The organism is Aquirufa nivalisilvae, assembly GCF_004307455.1.
Taxonomy (GTDB): Bacteria; Bacteroidota; Bacteroidia; order Cytophagales; family Spirosomataceae; genus Aquirufa; species Aquirufa nivalisilvae.
On record NZ_SEWX01000008.1, the window covers coordinates 25,178 to 50,068 of the forward strand.

Below are 24,891 nucleotides of genomic sequence, written 5' to 3' on the forward strand. Positions count from 1 at the left end.
TTTATTTCTTTTTAGAAGAGTTGGATGCAGAAGCAATTTCAGAAGCACGTTTCACCGCATTATGAATCCGGTGGTAAGTACCACAGCGACAAATATTTCCCGACATTCCAGCCACAATATCATCATGGCTGGGTTTCGGGTTTTTCTTCAATAAAGCTGCCGCAGTCATAATTTGACCTGCTTGACAATAGCCGCATTGAGGTACATCTAATTCATCCCAAGCTACTTGAACTGGGTGCTCCGCTTTTTCATTTAAACCTTCAATGGTCGTAACAGCCGATTTACCCACCGCAGAAACAGGCAAAACACAAGAACGCATGGGTTCTCCATCTAACCAGACAGTACAAGCGCCACATTGGGCAATACCACAACCATACTTGGTTCCTACCAGAGACAAATGATCTCTAAGAACCCAAAGCAAAGGTGTATTGGAATCCACTTCCACTTTCACCTTTTTACGATTAATCAGTAATTCGATCGACTCCATTGTTGATTGGTTTAATAAGATAAACGAAATTCTATTTACGTTTTTTAGATTTTGTTTCTACTGGAACAAGCTCTTTCACTCGAATGTTTCGGAATTTTAATTCATTTCCATGACCTAAAAATCCAATATGTCCTTTTGGGTTAAATAATCCTGGATGTTCTTTATGGTCAGGAGTTCCACCTTTGGTTGCTTCTGCTATATCTCCATCCAAAATCACCTCTCCGTTCAAAATCACTTTGATGTGATTTCCCTCAGCAATTACTTCTTGTTGATTCCACTCACCCACCGGCTTTAAGAAACCTTTCTTTGCAGGAATAATTCCATATACAGAACCATGGTATTGGTATGGCTGCAAATTAGCATATACAGGAGCGGTATTATCCAAGATTTGTAATTCCATGCCCACATAAGCAGCATCTCCTGTTAATGGAGCACGAATACCCAATCCATTATTTGCACCAGGCGTTAATTGGAAATCAAATTTAAAGTGGAAGTTGGCATACTCGTTTTTCGTAAACAAATTACCTTTTCCTCCACGCTTAGGATAAATCACCAAATTACCATTTTCAGGTACATAATCCGTCGTATTTCCTGTCCATTTGAATAAAGAAGACCCATCAAATAACAGCTCAAATCCTTGTGCTTTCTCTTCATCTGAAAGTGTCTGCAATGGCTGAGGTTCTAATTCTTTAACATAGATGTTACGATAAACAATGTGGTTACCATGAGCTTGTAATTCAATGGCATCTTTCACAAAAATGGGAATTTTACGATCCCAATAGTTTTCTAAAATGGTATTATCTACTACTAACTCTCCATTCAAATACACCGTTACACGCTCACCCACCATTTTAATGTAGAATGTATTCCATTCTTCTACTGGGTTATCCGCTAATTTTAATGGATTTTTAGCATTGATCTGATTGTTATATAATCCACCTGAACCTACATTGGCTCCTACATTAACACGAGCAATATCCCAGATTTGAACTTGTGGAGCACCGCGTAAATAAATGCCAGCATCACCATCTTTTTCAATTTTCCAATCGACATACATTTCAAAATCTTGGTAATCTTTTACTGAACAAAGGTTGTCTCCATGACCAGTAAAATGCAATTGATCATCTTTGGCATACCAACCTTTACGCATGTTCTCATCCGCTTTTACTTGCTTAATAGCTAAGCTATCAGCCGACATGGCACGGCGTTTCACTGGATTTTCTACTAGGCCTTTCCAACCCGATAAATCCTTACCATTGAACATGGAATAAAAACCTACCTTATTTCCTAAAGCATCAATGGCCTTTTGAGCAGAAGTACGTAAATCAGCAGAAGAAACAAAAGGCAAGGCTTCTAAAACCCAAGCCTTGGTCATTTGACTTTGTAATTCTGGATTTCCCACAAATAAATTAGTTAAACCATCGGCTGCAACCGAACGAGCATTGGCCTCTTGTAAACCTATTTGCAAGGTTCTCATAGCAGATAAACTTGGGCAACGACCCAAACCTCTAAATACCAAAGCACGAGTATCCATATCTTGGGTTAAATCCAAGGCATTCCGGTAACGTAAGATTTGTTGAGTAACATTTTGTGTAGCCTTACCATTACTCTTCACATAGGCTTTAATGGCTTCCAAATTCTTGGATTTTTTCACTAAATCGCCTAACCATACCAATGATTCTGCTTCTGAAACAAATGGAATCCAGTTCAACTGATTTTTCGCTTTCACCGCATAACCATTCACTTTGCTAGCGACAGTCGGATCCAATTTTTGAATTTGGGTAACACAGCTTTGTAAGTGTTTTACTTCACTCTCCGAACTTGCATTAGAAAGTTTTTGAGCAATGATATCAAAATCAGCAGGACTAACCCATCTGAATAATACTTGATAAGCAGCAGCACGTGTAGCGTCATTGGATTGTACAGCATTCCAAACATGTGATTTGATAGCTGGCCATTGACGGTAAGAAGCATAAATCAACAAAATGGTTTGTTGAGATGCACTCAACTGAGAATAGGACGCTACGTTTTTCTCAAAAAAGCTATTCGCAGCTAAATTGCTAGCCACTTCTCCTACAGCAACACCGTCCACTTCAGCATTAGCAGCTGTTGCCCAAACTTTGGCTAAGCCAGCGTTACCTTGGATTTTCAAACGAGCTATGGAAGCTGCTGTTCTTAATCCTGCATTTTTAGATGTTTCAGACACGGTCACTTGAGCTAAAGCCCAGGCAACTTTCGCATTTCCAGCAGCTTGAACAAAAGATGTTTTCTTGGCATCAGACCACTTAGAGAAAGCTGCTGCTACCTGACTAGCATCACTAGCTTTGGCATGCTTCATCAGATGTTTAACCAAATAAGCCTCTACTTCATTATTAGAAGTTTTAGCAAATGCTCCTAACAAATAAGCTACGGGAGTTTTTGACTTAGATAAAAGTACATCACTGACCTTTATTTGAGAACCAGCAGGCCAAGAAGTTACATTTAAAGGACTAAGCCCATTGGCATCTTTAGCTGACTTAACAAAAGCTAAATAGGATTCCAAAGCCTGCGTAGGCTCATATGCACCATTGGCTTTAGCCGCTTGTTCTTTTAAAATTTTATTTGCATTAGGAGAACCTAAAGCAGCTATTGCTCTTAAAATCAATTGATTGGTACGTTGATCCGACGATGGATATAAAGCTTCAATGGCTGAACCAGCGGCTTTATAATTTATGTCGGTTAGAGCTTGAATCATATCTTTTTGATAAGCCGCGTTACCATTTTGTAAAGCTGCCAACAAAGCTTTCCCCACTTGGTCTTGACCAAAAGGAGCCAATTTAACCAATAAACGAGCCGCAGGACCTGCTAAGTGATTCTTTTGTAAAAATGGGATAATCACTGAAATCGATTCCCCTCGAGCGATAGGTTGCAAAGCCAACATAGCGATAGCTTGGGTATTCACATCAGTAGATTCTTGAATAATTTTCAAATTCGCTTGTACGCGAGCAGCGCGATCAGCTTCATTGGTTCCCGTCTTAACGGAAATAGGTGCTGACTGCTTTTGCGCTAGGACTGTCCCTTGCGAAAGGGCAGCCATCAGCAATAAATTAAGTATTGAAGTAGTATATTTTTTCATTGTTATTACATAGTAAATGGTGCACGCATAGGTTGGTCAATCAAACGATTGGCCTCTTCATCTCCGACAAATTCTTGTTTTACAGGATCAAATTTCAGGTTTCTGTTCAAACGCATGGCGATTAAACCCATATTGACAATGGTACAAGAACGGTGACCATTTTGATCATTTAATGCAAATGTTTTTCTTCCTTTTACGGCATCTACAAAATCTGTTTGTTGAGCTGGCGGCTCAGGGAATTCTGCCAATTTACGTTCTAAGTCAGGAATGTCTGTTTTAAATCCACGGAATACTTTTCCTTTTGGACCTTCGATGTAGGCAACATTTTCATCTCTACCTTCTCCATCTAAAACGATTTGACAACCATCGGCAAAGGTGTAAGTAATCCGACGGAATGTACCTACAGCATCTGCATCCTGCACAGGTGCATCCACTTCTACATAAATAGGACTAGTATCATCTTTACCCAATAAATATTGAACAGGATCAATGTAATGTTGACCCATATCACCTAAGGCACCTCCATCATAATCCCAATAACCACGGAATGTCTGATGCGTACGGTGTACATTATAAGGTTTGTATGGAGCTGGTCCTAACCACATGTCATAATCTAATTCAGCAGGAACGGGCTGTTGGGTTAAGCCTGTTTTACCTACCCAATAGAATTTCCAATCAAAACCTGTATGTCTAGAGATGGTTACTTTCAAAGGCCATCCTAATAAACCAGAATCAACTAATTTCTTGATTGGCTTAATGGTGGTATTCATTCCATAAAAATTACCTTCAAAACGGAACCAGGTGTTTAAACGAAAGATCCGGCCGTGCTGTTGCACTGCCTCTGTCAATCTTTTTCCTTCCCCAATGGTACGTGTCATTGGTTTTTCACACCACACATCCTTACCTGCCTTAACAGCATCAGCAGCAATAATTCCATGCCAGTGAGGAGGAGTTGCTACGTGAACGATGTCCACTTCTGGTAATTGAATTAACTCGCGGTAATCACTAAAGGATTTCACTCCTTTCTCTACCTCATTTAAACCTAATTGTAGATTCTTTTTGTCCACATCGCAAAGAGCTACTACCCTTGTACCTGCATAAGGAATATGTCCACGACCCATTCCACCAGTACCAACAATGGCCTTAGTTAATTGGTCGCTTGGGGCTAAATAACCCTTACCTAATACATGGCGTGGAACAATACTAAATGCGGCAAATCCTAATGCGGACTGCCCAATAAATTTTCTCCGAGAGACTTTCATATGATAAATAAGCTTATTGGGACAAGATAGAAAAAAAAAAGCTTTTTCTTGGACTTTACTGTCATGGATTTATCTATTGGATGCAATTTTATTCTTGCTCTTTGACCAATGGATATGACCTAAGAAATTATCAATTTATTGAAAAGGAGTATTGGGATTCCAAAGCAATCAATCCTGTCAATATCAATTTACTGATCCAATAATTTAGAAATAAAATCGTTGACCGAAGGACCTTTGCTTCGAAAGGCAATCATCACCCAACGCTGTCAAGGTTCGGAACCTTGCCAGCGTTTAGCATTCGGTCAACACCACCACCAAACTCCTAGCACCATGAGCACCAATCACCAACGATTGTTCAATGTCTGCTGTTTTGGATGGGCCCGATAAAAAGACACCAAAGCCTGTTTGTTTATCACCCAAGCGTATATACGCCTCTTGCAAAGTGGGCAAAAGATTCTTTTGAGATAAATAAATCACTAAATGTTGGCAAATAAACGGTGCCACACGATGCGGTAAGGTGGAGTCATCCAACCAAATGGCTCCATTTTCAGCCACACCAAAATCCCCATCTATTTCCAATACATCGATATCCGCTAAACTTAATCCATCAGCTAATGGGTTCAGACGAACGCGTTGCATGTTAGGAAAATGTTTATCTAATGCTGGAGCGGCATCTGCTGCTTCTTTCACTTGAATAACAGTAGTACTAACTACTACCATAGCATGGAGAAAGTCTGCCAAGATATCATCTCCAATCACCTGAGCTGTGAATGCCCCTGGATATGCCTTAGCAGGCACTTTCACTTCCTGCAAAGCCTTGATTATTTCTTCCCGACTACTCATGATCGATTCGATTTATACCATTCCTGAAAACTTTGTTTGGGAGGCGAAGGCATTTCCCTTTGCTTATACCATGGATTCATTCCATTGTTCACTAAAAATGGAAACCAATTCATGACTTTTCTACCAATTCCCCCAGCCATTCTAAATACAGCGGGGCTTGACATCAGCCATGCCATCAATTTCATACCAAATACTTTACCTGCCGGTGCCAATCCTTCTTTCATTAAATCTTGTCGCCAAAACCATAACTGCTCATGAATATTGATTTTAACAGGACAAACATTGGAACAACTTCCGCATAAAGTACTAGCAAAAGGCAAATCTACATTAGCCTTTTTATCAAAATTAGGCGCTAAAATGGACCCAATAGGACCCGCTACTGGTTGGTGATAACTATGCCCACCACTTCTACGATAAACGGGACAGGTATTAAAACAAGCAGCACATCGAATGCACTTTAACGAATTTCTAAATTCATCACGAGCCAATTGCCTCGAACGACCGTTATCTACCAAAACAATGTGCATTTCTTGACCGTCACGTGGTTTGGCAAAATGACTTGAATAGGTTGTAATCAATTGTCCTGTCGCACTCCGTGCCAAAAGACGAAGAAAAACACCTAAGTCTTGTCGCTTAGGAATAATTTTTTCAATCCCCATACAAGCAATATGCACATCCGACAAATGGGCACCCATATCAGCATTACCTTCATTGGTACAAACCACAAATTCACCCGTTTCGGCAACAGCAAAATTGACCCCAGTAATGGCTACTTTAGCTCCTAAGAACTTCTCTCTCAAGTGAATTCTAGCTGCTTCTGTTAAAAATTGTGGATCCTTATTCCCCTTGGGAGTTCCTAAATGTTGATGGAATGTTTCTCCAACATCCTCCTTTTTTAGGTGAATGGCTGGTAATACAATATGACTAGGTACTTCTTTTCTAAACTGAACAATACGCTCGCCCAAGTCTGTATCAACTACATCAATCCCTTTTTGCTCTAAATAAGCATTCAAATGACATTCCTCAGTTAACATTGATTTGCTTTTCACCAAAGCCTTATCTCCATGTTTTTGAATGATGGAATAAACGATTTCATTATGTTCATGAGCATCTTTCGCCCAATGAACTTGAACGCCATTGGCCTGTGCATTTGCCTCAAACTCCAAGAGATATTGAGGCAAATTACTAAGGATATGCTCCTTAATTTGAGAAGCTTGATTTCGTAATGCCTCCCACTCAGGAAGCAACTTACTAGCCTTATCTCGTTTGGCTCTTACAAACCACAAGGTATCATCATGCCAATCCGTTCTTTCTTGATTGGCAATGAATTTCTCAGAAGCTTCCGCGTGACTAAGCATGTGCATTCAATATTTCTACGATGTGTTTCACTCCTACATTTGATGCTGAACGTTTCAGAATCCCTTCCATATGCATTAAACATGAAGTATCTGCCCCTACGATGTATTCTACCTCATTGGCTTGATGTTCTAGTATGCGATCTTGTCCCATTTTTACCGAGACTGCCTCTTCGGTCACACAAAATGTACCGCCAAACCCACAACATTCATCTTGTCGCTCTGGATATTTCCACTCACAACCTTTTACTAAATCCAATAAATAAGTCAACTTAGAAAAAGGCTTTTCATTCAATTCAGTCATGGAGGAAATGCGCAAACCTCGCTGACCATGGCAACTTTGGTGCAAGCCTACCTTATGTGGAAAATAGGATGGCAATGATTTTACCTTCAAGACATCGACTAAAAACTCACAAATTTCATATACACTAGATCTGATTTTTGAATCTGGATGATGTTCTTTCAAATGCAATACACAAGAGCCTGATGGTCCCACGATATAATCAAAGCCTGAGAAATTAGTTGAAAAATTCGTATCACATCCCCCTGTAATATGTGCAAAACCTGAATTAGCCATGGGTTGCCCACAGCAAGTTTGATTCTCGGGCACAATAACTTCACATCCCAATTTCTCCAATAATTCTAAACTAGCTATTGCTACCTGTGGATAAAATTGATCAATGTAACAAGGAACAAATAAGGCTACTCGCATGCTTCATATCTTTTTAGGCTCACCAAATTAATGGGTATTTCTTGATCATTCCAGGTTGAATGTATGGCTAAGGCTGCTCCTAAAGAACTAGCCTGTGCTACTTCGGCACCATAGATAGCAACTTCTGGAAACGCATAGGCCAAAAGCCGCATATAAATTTCATTTTTACTAAATCCTCCATCTACCAAAATGCGATCAACAGGAGATGAGTCCAATAGGAGGCGTAACGAATATATTTGCTGAACAACCAAATCTACCATAAACTGTTGGTATGCTTGTTCGAAATTTTCAAAAATACCTAAATCACGAGAATCAAAGCCTGAATTAGCTAAAAAAGCAGCATTTGCTTCTTTCAAGGAAGGCATCTTATTTTCTATTTGATGGCTAAGTAGCGCATTCAAATGAGTAGAATAAGGTACCGTTAAATGGGCTTTTTTATCTACGGCAAAATGAGCTTGTAATCTTTTTAATTGAATTTCATGCTCATTTCCAGCAAACAATCTAGCAGCTTTGACTGGCTTACCGTTGTATTGCAAAAATGACAAAACATCGTTTTTCAATTCAACCGGAGTCAATGGTTGCGCATTGAATGGGTGCATAGAAATACACCATGTACCTGTCGACAATAATAAAAATGGCTCTTTAAATTGCTTCAAGTAAGGAATTAATGCAGAAGAGGAATCATGCAAACCCACTCCCACTGGCAAGCTGGAACCATTCATTGGAAATGTTTGATGTGCCAATACCGTTGGTGGTAGCATCTGTATCAATCCTTCCTTTTCTACCCATTCATGATAACGTTGATGGTCAAAATCCCACAAATGGGTATGGCAACCTACCGAGGTTAATTCTGTGTAAAATTGGTGGGTAAACAAACTCGACAAATAATTGGGCCAATGTAATACCCATCGAATTCCTTTATCTTGATTTTTAGTGGCTTTTGCCATCCAGTAAGCCATCATGCCCGAATTCAAACTCCCCAAAATAGGTGATGCCGTAGCTCGAGCAACTTCAGATTCTCCACCATAACGTGCATAAAATGCATTAGCTAAATCAGCAGGAAATGGCTTCAAATAATTATATAAAGGTAAAACGGATTCTCCTTGCTCATTGATAAATACAACGGTGGCTCCGTAACCTGAAAAATTCAAGGCTAAAATATCGAATCGAGGATCTTGTTGTACTTCGGCAAAAGAAGCCAATACCCACGCTTGCACTGCAGCCAAATCTTCACCCATGAATCCATCTTCATCTGGAATCTCAGCAAAATTTTGGCTTTTCTCTAATACAATCTGGTAGTTCTTATCCCAAAGGAATAATTTCTTATTGGTTTTGCCAATATCAAAAATTGCAATTACAGGAAGTTTCTCCACCACTGACATCTTTATAATCCCGTAGCCTGAGTTTTGGCACCTCTTTCTTGAATCAATTGATTTCTAATACCTAAGTCGCGGAATAAAGCCAAAGGATCTAAGGCTCCCCCTAGTTCTAATCTAGCTTGTGCTACTAGCGAACGAACATCTGTACGGAAAGCTGTTTGTAAAATCTCCTGACATGCCACCACATCATTCGCATTTCTTGCGACTTCTAATGCGGCGCGATCAACTAATAAAGCTTGGGCATAAGCCATTTGAATAGCTTCAACAGATTGCAACAAATCTTCTAGTGGATCTTTTACATTATGAGAGGCGTCAATCATCCAACCCAAATCTTTGGCATGATTCATCCCTTTGGCATCCATCCCATCCACTAATTCGTTGAAAATCAAGAATAGCTGGTAAGGTTTAATGGACCCAGCAGTTAAATCATCATCACCATATTTGGAATCATTGAAATGAAAACCACCCAATTTACCTTCCATCAACAATAATGAAACAATTTGCTCAATATTGGCATTGGGCAAATGATGACCTAAATCCACTAAAGTATATGCTTTTTCTCCCAATTTATTCACCATGGAATATGATTGGCCCCAATCTCCTACTGTAGTTGAATAGAAATTAGGCTCGTACGCTTTGTATTCTAAAAACAACTTCCAGTCGCCCGGTAAAGCTGCATATATTTCTTTTAAGCTTTCAACGGTACGTTCGTAGGCTTTTCTGAAGTTCAGTTGCCCAGGGAAACAAGAACCGTCCGACAACCAAACGGTCAAAGACTTAGAACCTAACTCAATCCCTTGTTGAATTACATCAATATTATGTTGAACTGCTTGTTTTCTTACCGCTGCATCTACGTGTTGCAATGAACCAAATTTATAGCTCAATGCTTGATTCGCTTGATCTTGAAAAGTATTTGAATTAACGGCATCAAAGGCTAAACCATGCTGAGCTGCTAAGGCTTTAATCGCCGCTGGATTAGTCGTACTATCCCAAGGAATATGCAAGGAAATTGCTCCTGAAGTTTGGTTCAATGCGTGCAATAAACCTACATCTGCAATTTTTTCTTCCAAATTACGAGGTTCTCCACCTCCTGAAAAACGACCAAATCGCGTCCCACCTGTGCCCAAGGCCCAAGATGGAATCGCGATCTGAAAATCCTTCAATTTAGATATCAAATCAGATGGAATGGCTACCTCTGAATTAATAAAAGTATATCTTCTTTCGTGCGCTGCTAAACAAAGCGCATTGTGGTCATGTAATTTTTCTCCAACAAACATGTAATTCTCTCCGATTTAACGTAAAAATCCTGCTGCTACTCCACCGTCTACATTCAATGCATTTCCGGTAGATTTATGCAACAATCCGCCAACAAATGCATAACAAGCATTGGCAATATCTTCTGGTAAAATAGATTGATTCAATAAAGTACGCTTCGCATAGAAAGCAGGTAATTCTTCTACCTTAATTCCGTATGCCTTAGCACGTCCTTCTGCCCAACCTCCGGCCCAAATATTAGAATCCGCAATAACAGCATCTGGATTAACCGTATTCACACGAATGCGATCTGGTCCTAATTCAGCCGCCAATAAACGCGTCATATGAGCCTGTGCTGCCTTCGCTGAACCATAACCTGCGTTATTAGGTCCTGCTACAAATGCATTTTTAGAAACGATATTCACAATATCCCCTCCTAAATTTTGCTTACGCATAATAGCTACAGCTGCTTGGCTAACCAAGAACTGACCTTTCACTAAAATATCAAATAAGCGATCCCAATCTTGCTGAGTATGCTCTAAAATACCTTTTGAAATACTAATACCTGCATTGTTCACAATTACATCTACTCCACCAAAAGCCAAACAAGCTTCTCCCATCGCATTTTCGATGGATTCTTGACTTGTAACATCGGCTAAAACAGTCGATACAGAATCTTTACCAAACAAGGCTGTAAATTCCTTCTTTGCCTCCTCCATGCGCTCAGCATTCACGTCATTAATAACAACGCAAGCACCTTCTTGAGCCATTTTCTTAGCAATAGCTTTACCAATTCCACCCGCTGAACCTGTTACAAAAGCCACACGGCCCGACATGCTCTTAGGTTTTGGCATACGCTGTAATTTGGCTTCTTCCAATAACCAATATTCAATATCAAATGCCTCTTGACGAGGTAATGAAGTATATTTTGAAATAGCCTCTGCACCGCGCATGACATTAATGGCATTCGTATAGAATTCTGCCGCTACACGAGCTGTTTGTTTATCTTTAGCGAAAGTAAACATACCTACTCCTGGGTATAAAATAACAACCGGATTAGGGTCACGCATAGCAGGACTATTCGGACGTGCACAAGTAGCATGGTATTCAGCATACATAACACGATATGCCTCAAACAAAGGCTGAATTTGCGCCTTAATTCCTTCCACATCAGATAAATCCTGATCTGGTTTCAAGTTCAATACCAGTGGGGAAATTTTGGTACGAAGGAAGTGATCTGGGCAAGAGGTTCCTAGTGGAGCCAATACATCCAAATCATTCGAGTTGATAAACTGAAGTACACGCTCATCATCGGAAAAATGACCGATCATTTGAACATAAGAAGAGCAGAAACCTCTCAATACTGGCGCAATAGCCTCCGCTTGAGAAATACGCTTATCTGTTTCTAGTGAAGTAATTTTAGGGCCACCAAAAACAGGTCTTGTCTTTCCTTCATTTTGCTTGATGTACTCAGCACACTTTTCAATGACATCCAACGTGTTTAAATAACAATCGTAGGATGTATCAGCCCAAGTAAACAATCCATGTGAACCTAACATGATACCGCGTAATTGAATTCCTTTAGCTGCTGCCTCTTGTAAACAAGCACGCAATTGCAGACCTAAATCAAATCCAGGACGCTGCCAGCCAACCCAACCAATCTGTCCTCCAAATAATTCTTCTGTAATTTTCTTACCGTCTTTTGCAGCTGCAATAGCAATAGCCGCATCCGGATGCAAGTGATCGATGTGCTTGAATGGTAAGAAACCATGCAATGGAGTATCAATAGAAGGTGCTTTAGATGCTAAATCGAAAATACAATGGTTAAATAACTCCACCATTTCATCCTCGTGCTCTAAACCACGATAGACATTCTCTAAACTTAATAAACGATCCAAATACAAGGCTGCACATCCTGATTTCTTCAAGGTACCGATGTCTCCACCAGAACCCTTAATCCACATCACTTCTGTCTCTTGTCCTGTTAAGGGATCCTTATCTTTTATTTTGACCGAGGTATTACCACCTCCATAGTTCGTAATTCTTAAATCTGCTCCAAGTATATTGGATCTGTAAATAAATAAATCTACCTCGTTTCCAGATAAAGACGCTGCTTTTGAATCCTCCCATAGGTAGGATACATGCTGATAATTTTGGGACATATCTCCTTTTTTTTCAGTAAAATTAAATCTTGTCAAGTTAAAACCGTCCTAGTCTTTATAAGGACAGTCCTATTTTTATTTCTTACTCTTTTTTGCCACAGGCATGGCTTGTTCAAAATAATCGACCACTAAATGGCTCAATGCTTTCACTCCAAGCTGAAATCCGGACTCATCTATCTGAAAATCAGGAGTATGATGACTTGCCACTGGTACGTTCAACTTATCCAAAGATCTTCCTCCTAAAAAGAAAAAGAATCCCGGGATTTTTTCTTGAAAAAAACTAAAATCTTCCGCACCTGTATGAGCAGGCTTTAAAAGCACTTTGTCACGCCCATTCAGTTCTATAAGCGCCGGAAGCATTTTATCTACTAAGTTAACATCATTGATCGTTGCAGGATAACCCGTACCGATGTGTACGTCTGCCACTGCACCTCCACTTTTGGCAATGTTTGTCGCGATATCAGTAATTCGCTGGTGAACTAATTTTCTTTGTTCTGTACCAAAAGTCCTAATCGTACCAATCATACTCGCACTTTCAGGAATAATGTTATACCGTATTCCACTATGAATAGCTCCTACTGTCACGATAGCTGGATCTTCAGGTAAATTCACATTCCTACTCACAATAGTCTGTAAGCCCAAGATGATTTGAGAAGAAATAACAATTGGGTCAATACCTTGCCATGGATAAGCCCCATGCGCTTGCTTACCTTTTACCTGTATATCCAACTCATCAACTGCGGCCATGGTAGCCCCAGGACGATACTGTATGGTTCCTGCTGCTGCTTCCGCCATAATATGCAATCCAAAAATAGCATCTACCTTAGGATTCTCTAACACTCCCTCCTGAACCATTAATTCGGCTCCAGAAACAATTTTCTCTCCTCTTGCCCCGTAAACTCCTTCTTCTGCAGGTTGAAAAATAAATTTCACGGTTCCCGCTAAATGACTCTTTTCCGAAGCTAAAATTTCTGCAACAGACATTAAGATAGCCATGTGACTATCATGTCCACAAGCATGCATAATTCCTGTTTTCTGTCCATTGTACTCCGTAGTTACCGTCGACTTAAAGGGCAAATCGCCTCGTTCCGTCACAGGTAGCCCATCCATGTCTGCTCTTAAAGCAACCACTGGACCAGGCTTACCCCCTTTTAATATCCCTACCACTCCTGTTTTAGCTACTTTTTCTTGTACTTCGATCCCTAGAGATCTTAAATGGGCTGCAATAATCCCTGCAGTCCGAATCTCATTATTTCCTAATTCAGGGTGCTCATGAAAATCCCTTCTCCAAGCAATCGTTTTAGATTCTATTGCTTGAGCTTTTTGGTTGATAATCGGCTTAAGTGAAGCTTGCGAAAAGGCCAATGGCCCCAAGAGCAATAAAGTAGGTAAAGTAATAAATGCTTTCATATTCATGTTTTTTTATATCAAACAAAAGGAAAGAGCTGAGCTCTTTCCTTGACAATTTAGTGGATGCAATATACAAAAAATCAAATCGTATGATAGCTTCAAGATTTCATATCCGTCAGGCTTACCATATCTAAGAAACGTAACCCCATTTCTTCATGATTTCTAAATCTTCTTTCACGCAATCAATTGGCTTTTTACCTTGATATGATTCTTGCTCAATGATGAAGTGCTTCGTTCCACCCTTCTTTTCTCCCAACTTCACCATCTCCAACACAGAAATAATACCAGTACCTAAAATCGTACTTTCGTATTTTTCACCATGACCCGGCGCTGATGCAATCTCATCTTTCACGTGCATGGAGACAAAACGACCTGGATATTTTTTCAAAATTTCTGCTGGAACACCCCCACCATTAATCATGTTACCTATGTCTAATTGCTGAGCAACCAATTTAGAATCTGTATTTTCCATAATTAAATCGAATAAAGTCACTCCATCCAATTTCTCAGAAAACTCAAAATCATGGTTGTGATAGCCAAAGCGCATACCTGATTTTTGGCATAACTCTCCCGACTTATTGAATACATCCATGTAAGTTTTAAACAAACTTGATGAGGTACGGATCGACTTATCCAAAGATGGACTTATTACAATCTCTTGTCCACATACAGCAGCATCTTCTACCGTATATTTCCACAAATCAGTAAATTCTTTTTTCGACTCATCCCAATGTTGTTTACCCATCACGGTATGTCCACTAGGCATTTTCAAGCCTAATCCATCTAATCTCTTTCTAAATTCTTGTGCTGACCAACCATAAAACTTACGATTGACATAGTTGGCATGTTCTACATATTTGTAGCCCATTTCAGCCAATTTAGTCAATGTACCCATAGGATCAGCTCGCATGTCTTCCCGAATGGAATACAATTGAACTCCTACTATTTTCTTAGCTTTCGCATTTGCTAAAGCTTCCCAAGTCGAAGAAGTGAAGGCTGCAGCTCCTAATGCCACTGCACTCTTTTGTAAAAATGATCTACGCGATGAATTCATAATTATTTAGATTTATTTATCTTTCAAAATTAGAATTCTAAATGAATTTTTTATCCTTTTCTGAGATTATTTATCCTGATTCCTTCAAACCCCATCCCAGATTTTAGTTAAAAAGCGTAACTTCGAAGACTATGCAACCGCTCGCCGAACGAATGCGTCCTTCCCTATTGGAGGACTATATTGGACAAGAACATTTGATGGGGCCACAAGGGCCACTTCGAAGAGCTATTGATGCTGGACACTTACCTTCGTGTATTCTATGGGGGCCACCCGGAGTGGGTAAAACAACTTTAGCTGTATTATTGGCCACTGCCTTAAAAAGGACCATTTATACGCTATCTGCCGTATCTTCTGGAGTAAAAGAAGTACGAGAAACCTTGGATTTAGCTAAAAAAAATCGAATGTTCGAAGCTAATTCGCCCATTCTATTCATTGATGAGATTCACCGTTTTTCGAAATCCCAACAAGATTCTTTATTAGGTGCCGTAGAAAAAGGTATTGTCACGTTGATTGGTGCTACCACGGAAAATCCATCTTTTGAGGTTATTTCCGCATTGCTTTCTCGTTGTCAGGTATATGTTCTTCAGCCCTTGCAAGAAAGCCACATGGTTCAAATGTTGGAAAGGGCTATTCAAATTGACCCTCTATTTAAAAGCAAAAAAATCACTCTTCAAGAAACCGATGCACTTTACCATTTTTCGGGGGGTGATGGCAGGAAGCTGTACAATTTATTTGAATTACTAGTCAGTTCTGCTAATTCCAATGAATTGACTATCACCAATGCCTTGGTTACAGAAAGATTACAAAAAAATCTAGCTTTATACGATAAAGATGGGGAGCAGCATTACGACATCATTTCGGCCTTCATCAAATCCATTCGGGGTTCAGATGCGAATGCAGCCATATATTGGTTAGCTAGAATGCTTCAAGGAGGAGAATCTTTGGAATTTATCGGCCGGAGATTACTTATATTAGCCTCAGAAGACATTGGTTTAGCAAACCCCAATGCGCTTTTGTTAGCCCAAGCTTGTTTTGATTCCATTCGTGTCATCGGAAATCCAGAATCACGTATTATCCTCTCCCAAGCTGTTATTTATTTAGCCAATTCCCCTAAAAGTAATTCAGCATATTTGGCCATCGATGAAGCGTTGGCATTTGTGGAAAAAACAGGCAATTTACCTGTCCCCTTACACTTAAGGAATGCTCCTACGAAACTCATGAAAGAACTAAATTATGGAGCCGACTATAAATATCCGCACAATTACCCTGGACATTGGGTAGCACAAAACTACATGCCCGAATTGGATGTATACCCAACCTTTTATCAGCCAGCTAATAACCCAGCAGAAGATAAAATGCGTCCTAAAAATTCAAAAAAAGAAGATTAATCATGACACTCCATCAGGAGCAATTGACCGCTTTCATAGGTGATTTTCACCATCCCATCTGCCTTTGTCACATTGCTAGAACCTGTCCTTTGACCTATACACAGATCCAATCGATCTAATTCATACAACAATCCTGAACTTGATATTTGTTTAGCCTCCGCCATGGGCATTAATGAAATGGAAGTGCCTTCTGGATACCATTTTTCAAAAACAGGTGGTAATAAATAACTCACTGAATAATCATCAATCATGACAATTTTCAAGTCTCTACCATACCTTGCCATGGAATGAAAATTATTGAGCGTATGATCCATGCGTTTACCCGTAGCCCAAACCACATTCACAGCAGGAAACCCTTCTTCAATTAAATAATGAAAAGCTTTTTCCAAATCAGTATATAACTGATCAGGTGTATGTACTTTTTTAAGTGGATAATCGTCGTAATTCATTCCTGAACTAAACGATCGATCAAAATCACCTAACCAAACATCTACTTTAATACCCAATTCAATTACGCGTTCCAAGGCTCCATCCAAGACAATAACCGTAGGGGACCATTCCAATAGCTGTTCCAATATGTCCATGGAACAAGCCTCGCCATTAGCGATGATCAAAGCGGGCTCCTGTTTCTCTCGAATGATGTGATGGGATGACATTAGGCCTGAAAGTCTGATTTACCTCCTGATTTGGATAATAATTTGGTCTCTTTAATTACTAAACCTTTGGAAACGGATTTACACATGTCGTAAATGGTCAACGCCGCCACACTGGCGCCTACCAAGGCTTCCATTTCTACACCTGTTTTTGCCTGTAAACGACAAGTACAAGTGATAATAATTTCCTCTGCCTGCACATCTATATCAAAAGTACAAGCATCTAATCCCAAGGGATGACATAATGGAATTAAATCACCCGTCTTTTTGGCGGCCATAGTCCCCGCAATAATGGCTGTTTGCAAAATACTCCCCTTTTTATTTTGCCAACCGGCTGCTTCAAAATGCTGAATGATTTCAGCTCCTAAATAGACAATGGATTGAGCTTTTGCTTCTCTAGTCGTACTATTTTTAGCTCCGACATCCACCATACCGGGTTGATTTTGAGCGTCCAAATGTGAAAATTCTGCTGCCATATTGATGCTAATTGAAAACAAAAATACATCTATTGAGTCATTTCAGCGATTTTTTTAGAAATTTATAGATTGAGTATAAAAAAAAGATATGTTAATACCTCAAGAAGCTTTTCAAATTCTACAAGAAATACCTGTTCCTAGACAAAAAGTTCATCTACCGCTGATCCATTGTTTAGGAGGTATTTTAATGGAAGATCTATTAGCCGATCGCGATTTCCCACCATTTGATCGTGTCATGATGGATGGTATTGCTATAGGTAATATACATATCAAAGAATGGGCCTTGGATGGAACCGCCTTTGCTGGCGAAACTCAAAAAAGTCTTTCAAATCCTGATGGTGCTTGGGAAATCATGACGGGATCTCCGCTGCCCAAAAACTGCGTGGCAGTCATCAAAATTGAAGACCTAGATTTTTTTGAAAAAGAGGGCAAAAAGTGGGTTTCAAGCAAGAATGATACCATTGAAAAAGGGAGCTTCATTCACACGCAAGGAAGTGATATTCAACAAGGACAAGTCATTTTAAAAAAAGGAACGCGATTAAAAGCCAATCATATTGCCATTGCTGCTAGTGTGGGTTATTCCAAATTGTGGATTGAGAAATTGGGAGAAATTCATGTTTTTTCAACAGGCGATGAATTAGTTTCCATAGAAGAAACCCCATTAGATCATCAAATCAGAAGCTCCAATTCCATCATGATGCAATCTGCTTTGCAGCATGTAGGAATAACTTCTAAACACCATCATTTACCTGATGACCCTACTATCATCCTTCAATCACTAAAAACAAGCTTGTCAACCGTTGATATTCTATTACTTTCGGGAGGGGTTTCAGCAGGCAAAAAAGATTATATTCCTGGCATTTTAAAGGACTTAGGCTTTGAAGCCAAATTCCATAAAATAGCCCAAAAACCGGGTAAACCACTTTGGGTAGGAAATCGAGAAGATGGCAAAGTAATTTTTGCATTTCCTGGAAATCCCATCTCTACTTTGGTTTGTTTTTCCATTTATTTTTTATCTTGGATTCAAGATCAAAAAACTCCTTTTCCTCAAGTTAAAATAGAAGGCTTACAAGCCCCTTTAGCTAATTTGGATCATTGGATTCCCATCCAGTGGACCAGTGAGCATCGAGCTAAAGTCTTGCAACATAATGGATCGGGGGATTTAGTTCATTGGCAACATGCCGACGCCCTGGCGTGGCAAAAAGCCAATGATCCTAATGATGAATTAACCTATTTTCCTTTGTAGCTATGGAATTGCACGTACATACCTTCGACTTGCCCTTGAAGCACACCTTCACCATTACGCATGAATCTAGGGATGTACAACCTACACTCATTGTGGAATTAACTTGGCATGGAAAAAGTGGATTTGGGGAAGCAACGGAAACACCCTATTATGGGGTGACCATGGAGAAAATGATATCTCAATTAGAGAGTATCCGTTCTTTTTTACCTAGCGACATTCTCCCTCACCCTAATGATTTTTGGAAAATGATGTCCAAATATTTGTTAGACGACCACCCATTTGCCCTGTGTGCACTGGATGTAGCCTATTGGGATTTATGGGGCAAAACACATGATAAAGCTTTACACCAATTATGGGGTTTGGACATTTCCCAAAATCCGATAACCGATTATACGATTGGAATGGATACAATTGATGTCATGGTATCCAAAATGAAGGAAATGCCTTTTCCTTTATATAAAATCAAACTGGGGACAAATCAAGATATTGAAATTATTGAAGCATTAAGAAAGGAAACAGATGCTGTATTTCGGGTTGATGCCAATACCGCTTGGACAGTTGAACAAACCTTGGAATTTGCACCTAAGTTAAAAGCTTTAGGAGTGGAGTTTATTGAACAGCCTCTAAAAGCAGATAATTGGGAAGGTATGAAACGGTTGAAAAAAGAATCTGTTTTACCGATTATTGCCGATGAAAGCTGTATAATAGAATCAGATGTGGCGCAATGTGCTGAATATTTCCATGGGATCAATATCAAGTTGATGAAATGTGGGGGTATTACACCCGCATTAAGAATGATTCAACAAGGCCGAAATTTAGGTTTGAAAATCATGGTAGGTTGCATGACTGAATCTACCATTGGCTGTTCGGCTATTGCCCAACTACTTCCATTATTGGATTATGTGGACATGGATGGGTGTTTATTGGTAGAAGATAAAATTTCTCAAGGAATACGTATTGATTTTGGGCATGTCATTTATGCCAAAGAAGGAGGAACAGGAGCAAAATTAATTCAGCATGGCTAATTTTACCCATTTTGCTAATTCCATTCCCGGGAGAATCATTTACGTAGAAGGAAAACCTTTTCGTTGGCTAGGAGGCACCAATTATTTAGGAATTGGTGAGCATCCCATATTTAATGAAAAACTTAAAAAGGGGATTGAATTATTTCCACAAAACTGGGGTAGTTCTAGAAAAAACAATATTCAATTCGCGGTTTGGGATGATCTAGAGCACGTATTGTCGCAAAAATATGGACATGAAGCTGCAGCACTTTGTTCCTCTGGTTTTGCTGCTGGACAGATTGCCTTGCAATATTTGCTCAAACAATTCCCCCAAGCCACTTATTCCCTTGCGCCCCACAGCCATCCAGCTATCACCACTTTTTTACATGTTCCTTTTGAAGGAAGTAGAGAAGCTTGGATTCAAGCAGGAATATTAGACCAAGTTAAGATTTTAGGAACAGATGGCATTAGAACGCCCATTGTTGAATTATTTAATTTTGAATGGACCCAAAAACTGCTTTCTGATCAAATTCTATTAGTGGATGAATCGCACCGGATAGGCGTTCAGGACATTCAAATAAACAGTTCGGCTACCATAATTCAAACTGCCTCCTTATCTAAAGCCTATGGAATCCCCGCAGGAATTATTTTAGGATCAAAAAAATTGATTGAAGAAATCAAAAAAGAAGCCATTTGGATTGGAAGCTCTCCTCCCAATTTGGCTTTTTGTTATGCTTGTTTACATGCCCAAGAGGCATATGATGAGCAAAGGGAAAAACTTGTAGAAAATGTGGGCATATTCCAATCTGAACTAAAGGGTACATCCATCCAATGGGCAGAAGGTCATCCCTCTTTTTGCACGGATAATGAAAGTATCATTCAACGATTAGAAAAAAATGGATTTAAAATGAACCAGTTTTCTTATCCTCAATGGAATGATCCTGCCATTGCTAGAGCCTCGATTCATGCTACATTAAAAAAAGCTGACCTAATCGAATTAAGTCAGCTTCTTCAGGAATAATATGTCAGATGAATTTAAGGGGCTGGATTTTTTTTCGCATAAATCAATACAGCTACGCCAAAAAGCATGGCTGGGATTGATAAGATTTGCCCCATGTTCAAGGTCATGTAATTTTCAAATTCGCTCTGATTTTCTTTCAAAAATTCATAGAGAAAACGAAGTGCAAACAAGGTAATCATAAACCAACCTGTGATTAAACCTTCCTGCGTTTTCTCCTTTTTCTTTGACCAAAACCACATAATGATAAAGAAGATTAGCAAACAAGAAAGTGCTTCATAGAGCTGAGAAGGATGCCTAGCTAAAACTTCTGCATTACCCATGGAATTAAACTCCGTATCACGGTAAAACTTAAATCCCCAAGGCAATTGAGTCGGTTTTCCAACAATTTCTGAATTCATTAAATTACCCATACGGATAAAAAAACCGCCCAAAGCTACTGTGGGGACGACACGGTCTGTCACATATAAATAGGATTGACCTGGATATTTTTTTGTGTATAAATAAAAAGCAGTGAAAAGCCCAATCCCAGCACCATGTGATGCTAAACCAGAATAGGGAGGAATAATCATTTGAGTGAAAAAGCGAATAGGATCGGCCTGTAATAAGGGAAATTCATAGAAGAAATAATGCCCAACCCTTGCTCCAATCACTGTAGCCACCATGGCATAGATCAATAAATGATCTGCTTGTTCGGCTGGTCTCCCTTCTTTTTTAAAGATATAGCTTAACACTTGAAATCCAGCTAGAAAAGCTAAGGCAAAACATAGTCCGTACCAACGAACTGGAAATCCAAACAATTCAAAAATAGTTGGATCGGGATTCCAATCAATAAACGATAAAATCATGGGATTGACGTTAAATATAGCAATTCAAATTTAAGACAAAATTTAGGATAATTGCCAAACGTCGTGGATGCGAATATTATTTTTGAACCTTAGGAATCACAAAACTAACGGCCTTCTTTAGGACTTTAGCAGGAAATAAACGGTGAGGAAAACCTAAAGCAAAAGTATCTGAGGCAAAAAGCACTCCTAGTATTAATAGAACAACAACCTTCTTTTTCATATGTTTATTGATTGATAGACAAATGTAGTAAACATATAGTACTTTGCAATACAAGGTACTATAATTATTTATTTATTTGTGATGATTGGTAGTCAAGATGCGCCCATTGGTCGATTGGTTGCATGAGCGTACCGAATCATCTTATATTTTTGATACGAAAACGAAATCAAACGCCGTTTAACAGTCAAAATAAAATTTATACTTATGAAAAATCAATTGCTTACATTCGCCCTTGTAGCTAGCGTTGGTCTAGCAAGCTGCTCAAAAGAGGATGCATTGAATCCTACATCGGATGCCACTGGCTTTGTTAGTCAGAATTTTGTCCCAACTGCTGTTAAAACAACCGTAACAAACACTTACCCATCTGCGCAAGTAGATTATTATGTATTACAAAGTAATTCCTTGTATGGTGCCAACATTGTGTTAAGTAACACAGAATCACAAGTGGTATTAAGCAAAACGGGGGAAATCAAAGAAGCTTTTACTCGCATTACAGAAACGGAATTACCGGCTGCAATTACAACCTATTTAAAAGGTAAGTATGCGAGTTATACTTTCATTCATGCAGGCAAAAAGACTTCGGGCACTCCAATCACTTATCGAGTCGAGATTAAAGTAGAAGACAAGGTATATTCTATTTTGTTCGACGAAACTGGAGCTGTGATCTCTACCATTGAAGGTAAAAAAGGAGAAAAAGGAGGAAAAGGTATGGGAGCGGCTGTGAGTCAATTAGCCTTAACTGACCTACCTGCTGCTGTACAAGCTGCTATTACTGGTTATACATTCAAAAATGCCGTCATGCGATTGGACGAAAATGGGGTAGCGACATACCATGTACATGCTGAAAAAGATGGAAAAGTTTGGGATTTAAAATTAGATGCTTCAGGAAAAATACTTTCGAGTGAAGAGGAAAGTAAGAATGATATCAATATCACCAAAACTGACATTACAACACTGCCACAAGCTATCATTGATTACTTAAACAAAAATGCGGCAGGATGGACTTTGAAAAATGCCGTTTCTGTACAAAAAGACAATGTGGCAATACACTACCATGTAGTGGTTACCGTTGGGGGAAACACTCAAACGTATATGTTTGACAAAGATTTCAATTATATAGCTAATGCTGGCAAAGGACCCAAAGACAATCCTAGCCCTGCCAACTTCACGATAACTGAAATTACGAAAGATAAAATCCCATCATCCGCTATTTCTTATTTAGATAAAACTTATGCGGGTTGGGCATTAACAAAAGCTGTTTCGGTTAGTAAAGACGGTGCAGCTTATGAAATTGAAGTAATCATTACGGTTGCTGATAAAAAGTATAAAGTTGAATTTGACCTCTCTGGAAATTTCAAGAGTGCTCATAAACTTTAATTATTAGGTTGATTGTTTAAAAAGGCTTGCTCTCGCAAGCCTTTTTTTGTTATTTCGAGTGCTATGCAAGAAATTGAACCTTCCTATCAATGGGAATCTATATATAATGCCTCCCATGACCCTAAATCGCCATTTTACGGAAGATCATATTCCAATACAGAATATATTAATACGATTTATAGCTATTATATTCACCCACTTTGGGATGATATAGACTCCGAAACGCTCTACTGCAAAATACTTTTCACTGATTACTCCTTACAATTTACAGTCATAGAATTGATGGGTGAATGGAACGATACCTTGCACAATGACATCATGTTATTTAAACGCGGTGTAATAGACCATTTATTAGCTGCAGGTATCAAATACTTCATTCTAGTGGGTGAAAATGTGTTTAATTTTCATGGTTCTTGGGAGGATGATTACTACGCTGAATGGTTTGAAGAAGTGGAAGATGGCTGGATAGCAGGACTTTGTTTCCCTGAATTCATTGAAAAGGAATGGAGTAAATATAAAATCGATTATTACATCAATTTTGGAGGTACTTTACAAATTCCTAATTGGCGAACAGCCAAACCAGAAATGCTTTTTTTATTAATTCACAAAATCCTATCAAATCGACTAGGTGCCTAAAAATCAAGTCTTTGATTAAAATAATCAATAAGCAGGATAAAAAACTTAATTCAAATCATACCTTTGCCTTGAGATTTATTTACGTCTATTCTTTTAGATTTGTCAACTCTTAAAGAGTTGACAAATCTGAGTGACAAATGAGTGACAAATCTGAATTCTGTGCACTAGCTAAACTTTTAACAAAATTACAAACACATTACAACCATTTTACCCCAAAATTACCTATGAAAAAATTATTTACTCTCCTCCTATTATTCGTCTCTATTCAGATGATTGCAAAAAAACCAGACAGCCGTTATTACGAATTACGTGTTTATTATTGCCACCCTGGTAGATTAGACGCGTTAATCCAACGTTTCACAAACCATACAACCAAAATTTTCGAAAAACATGGTATGACTAATGTGGGATATTGGATTCCTAACAACAATGAAAAAAATGCGCTTTACTACATTTTGTCCTACCCTAACCAAGTAGAACGTGATAGCTCTTGGAAACGTTTTGGTCGTGATCCAGAGTGGAAAGAAGTAGCCAGAAAATCAGAAGAAACAGGTAAAATCGTAGCTAAAGTAGAAAGTACTTTCATGATGGCTACTGATTTTAGTCCAAAAATTAAACCTTCACACAAGAGCGTCGATCGTGCTATTGAATTAAGAACTTATACAGCTACGCCCAATAATATCGATAACATCTTAGCTCGCTTTAGAAATCATACCACCAAATTGTTCAAAAAACATGGTATGACGAACATTGCCTATTTTAAGACCATTGAAAAAGATCCTAATGTACAACCACGTTTGGTTTATCTTTTAGCTCATGATAGTGAAGCTGCAGGTAAAGCTTCTTTCGATGAGTTCAGAAAAGATCCAAATTGGATTAAAGTCCGCGACGAATCTGAAAAAAATGGAAAAATTGTCGACAAAGTAGAATCTATCTACATGCATCCAACGACATTTTCAACTATCCGATAAAGCTTTGTATCTTTGTTGTCC

The 24,891-nt window shown here is 39.0% G+C and carries 22 protein-coding genes; 7 read left to right on the top strand and 15 right to left on the bottom strand.

What is annotated here, in order from left to right:
* Position 1 precedes the first annotated feature (1 nt).
* From EWU22_RS11180 to EWU22_RS11230, 11 genes are all read right to left on the bottom strand, one after another.
* Positions 2 to 487 carry a (2Fe-2S)-binding protein gene (locus EWU22_RS11180; protein ID WP_109323400.1) on the bottom strand — a complete coding sequence of 162 codons (486 nt, stop codon included), beginning with the start codon at positions 485 to 487 and terminating at the stop codon, positions 2 to 4.
* 31 nt (positions 488 to 518) lie between these two features.
* The gene (locus tag EWU22_RS11185; RefSeq protein WP_130925623.1) at positions 519 to 3,602 is read right to left on the bottom strand and encodes a DUF1080 domain-containing protein; all 3,084 of its coding nucleotides are present in this window, start codon (positions 3,600 to 3,602) and stop codon (positions 519 to 521) included.
* A gap of 5 nt (positions 3,603 to 3,607) precedes the next feature.
* Complete coding sequence (locus tag EWU22_RS11190) at positions 3,608 to 4,864, bottom strand: Gfo/Idh/MocA family oxidoreductase (protein ID WP_193495312.1); 1,257 nt, start codon at positions 4,862 to 4,864, stop codon at positions 3,608 to 3,610.
* 291 nt (positions 4,865 to 5,155) lie between these two features.
* Complete coding sequence (locus EWU22_RS11195) at positions 5,156 to 5,707, bottom strand: LutC/YkgG family protein (protein WP_130925624.1); 552 nt, start codon at positions 5,705 to 5,707, stop codon at positions 5,156 to 5,158.
* Positions 5,704 to 7,071, bottom strand: coding sequence for a lactate utilization protein B (locus tag EWU22_RS11200; RefSeq protein ID WP_130925625.1), 1,368 nt, complete (start codon positions 7,069 to 7,071; stop codon positions 5,704 to 5,706). The genes EWU22_RS11195 and EWU22_RS11200 overlap by 4 nt, the downstream gene beginning before the upstream one ends.
* A complete protein-coding gene (locus EWU22_RS11205; RefSeq protein WP_130925626.1) occupies positions 7,058 to 7,774 on the bottom strand; it encodes a (Fe-S)-binding protein in 717 nt (238 codons plus the stop codon). The genes EWU22_RS11200 and EWU22_RS11205 overlap by 14 nt, the downstream gene beginning before the upstream one ends.
* A complete protein-coding gene (locus EWU22_RS11210) occupies positions 7,765 to 9,147 on the bottom strand; it encodes an FGGY-family carbohydrate kinase (protein ID WP_231962886.1) in 1,383 nt (460 codons plus the stop codon). The genes EWU22_RS11205 and EWU22_RS11210 overlap by 10 nt, the downstream gene beginning before the upstream one ends.
* Before the next feature lie 11 nt (positions 9,148 to 9,158).
* Entirely contained in the window at positions 9,159 to 10,430 is a 1,272-nt protein-coding gene (locus tag EWU22_RS11215) for a TIM barrel protein (RefSeq protein ID WP_130925628.1), read from the bottom strand.
* Positions 10,431 to 10,445: 15 nt separating this feature from the next.
* Complete coding sequence (locus EWU22_RS11220; RefSeq protein ID WP_130925629.1) at positions 10,446 to 12,569, bottom strand: bifunctional aldolase/short-chain dehydrogenase; 2,124 nt, start codon at positions 12,567 to 12,569, stop codon at positions 10,446 to 10,448.
* A 75-nt stretch (positions 12,570 to 12,644) separates the two neighbouring features.
* Positions 12,645 to 13,979, bottom strand: coding sequence for an amidohydrolase (locus EWU22_RS11225; RefSeq protein WP_130925630.1), 1,335 nt, complete (start codon positions 13,977 to 13,979; stop codon positions 12,645 to 12,647).
* Between the two features lie 130 nt (positions 13,980 to 14,109).
* Entirely contained in the window at positions 14,110 to 15,033 is a 924-nt protein-coding gene (locus EWU22_RS11230) for a TIM barrel protein (RefSeq protein ID WP_109323409.1), read from the bottom strand.
* Positions 15,034 to 15,164: 131 nt separating this feature from the next.
* Between EWU22_RS11230 and EWU22_RS11235 the strand changes: the two genes are divergently transcribed.
* Positions 15,165 to 16,421 (top strand): replication-associated recombination protein A, encoded by a 1,257-nt coding sequence (locus tag EWU22_RS11235; protein WP_130925631.1) that lies wholly within the window; start codon positions 15,165 to 15,167, stop codon positions 16,419 to 16,421.
* Here EWU22_RS11235 and EWU22_RS11240 read toward each other — a convergent pair.
* Positions 16,418 to 17,077, bottom strand: a complete 660-nt coding sequence (locus EWU22_RS11240) for a thiamine diphosphokinase (protein ID WP_130925632.1) — start codon at positions 17,075 to 17,077, stop codon at positions 16,418 to 16,420. The genes EWU22_RS11235 and EWU22_RS11240 overlap by 4 nt on opposite strands.
* On the bottom strand, positions 17,077 to 17,550 hold the full coding sequence (moaC, locus tag EWU22_RS11245) for a cyclic pyranopterin monophosphate synthase MoaC (protein WP_130925633.1): 474 nt from the start codon (positions 17,548 to 17,550) through the stop codon (positions 17,077 to 17,079). Before moaC ends, EWU22_RS11240 begins: the two co-directional genes overlap by 1 nt.
* 88 nt (positions 17,551 to 17,638) lie before the next feature.
* Between moaC and EWU22_RS11250 the strand changes: the two genes are divergently transcribed.
* From EWU22_RS11250 to EWU22_RS11260, 3 genes are read left to right on the top strand one after another with little or no spacing between them, the layout of a single operon-like run.
* Positions 17,639 to 18,796, top strand: coding sequence for a molybdopterin molybdotransferase MoeA (locus tag EWU22_RS11250; protein WP_130925634.1), 1,158 nt, complete (start codon positions 17,639 to 17,641; stop codon positions 18,794 to 18,796).
* A 2-nt stretch (positions 18,797 to 18,798) separates the two neighbouring features.
* Positions 18,799 to 19,821 (top strand): dipeptide epimerase, encoded by a 1,023-nt coding sequence (locus tag EWU22_RS11255; protein ID WP_130925635.1) that lies wholly within the window; start codon positions 18,799 to 18,801, stop codon positions 19,819 to 19,821.
* Positions 19,814 to 20,821, top strand: coding sequence for an aminotransferase class I/II-fold pyridoxal phosphate-dependent enzyme (locus tag EWU22_RS11260; RefSeq protein WP_130925636.1), 1,008 nt, complete (start codon positions 19,814 to 19,816; stop codon positions 20,819 to 20,821). Before EWU22_RS11255 ends, EWU22_RS11260 begins: the two co-directional genes overlap by 8 nt.
* 14 nt (positions 20,822 to 20,835) lie before the next feature.
* On the opposite strand, the gene lgt is transcribed toward EWU22_RS11260, so the two are convergent.
* Together lgt and EWU22_RS13315 are read right to left on the bottom strand one after the other, a co-directional pair.
* Positions 20,836 to 21,666: a prolipoprotein diacylglyceryl transferase gene (gene lgt, locus EWU22_RS11265; RefSeq protein WP_317127124.1), complete on the bottom strand. Its 831-nt coding sequence runs from the start codon at positions 21,664 to 21,666 to the stop codon at positions 20,836 to 20,838.
* A gap of 76 nt (positions 21,667 to 21,742) precedes the next feature.
* The gene (locus EWU22_RS13315) at positions 21,743 to 21,886 is read right to left on the bottom strand and encodes a hypothetical protein (RefSeq protein ID WP_154401957.1); all 144 of its coding nucleotides are present in this window, start codon (positions 21,884 to 21,886) and stop codon (positions 21,743 to 21,745) included.
* 204 nt (positions 21,887 to 22,090) lie between these two features.
* On the opposite strand from EWU22_RS13315, the gene EWU22_RS11270 reads away from it, so the two are divergent.
* From EWU22_RS11270 to EWU22_RS11280, 3 genes are all read left to right on the top strand, one after another.
* Positions 22,091 to 23,263, top strand: coding sequence for a PepSY-like domain-containing protein (locus EWU22_RS11270; RefSeq protein ID WP_130925637.1), 1,173 nt, complete (start codon positions 22,091 to 22,093; stop codon positions 23,261 to 23,263).
* A 63-nt stretch (positions 23,264 to 23,326) separates the two neighbouring features.
* A complete protein-coding gene (locus EWU22_RS11275) occupies positions 23,327 to 23,899 on the top strand; it encodes a hypothetical protein (RefSeq protein WP_130925638.1) in 573 nt (190 codons plus the stop codon).
* Between the two features lie 224 nt (positions 23,900 to 24,123).
* The gene (locus tag EWU22_RS11280) at positions 24,124 to 24,870 is read left to right on the top strand and encodes an NIPSNAP family protein (protein WP_109325085.1); all 747 of its coding nucleotides are present in this window, start codon (positions 24,124 to 24,126) and stop codon (positions 24,868 to 24,870) included.
* Positions 24,871 to 24,891: the final 21 nt, after the last annotated feature.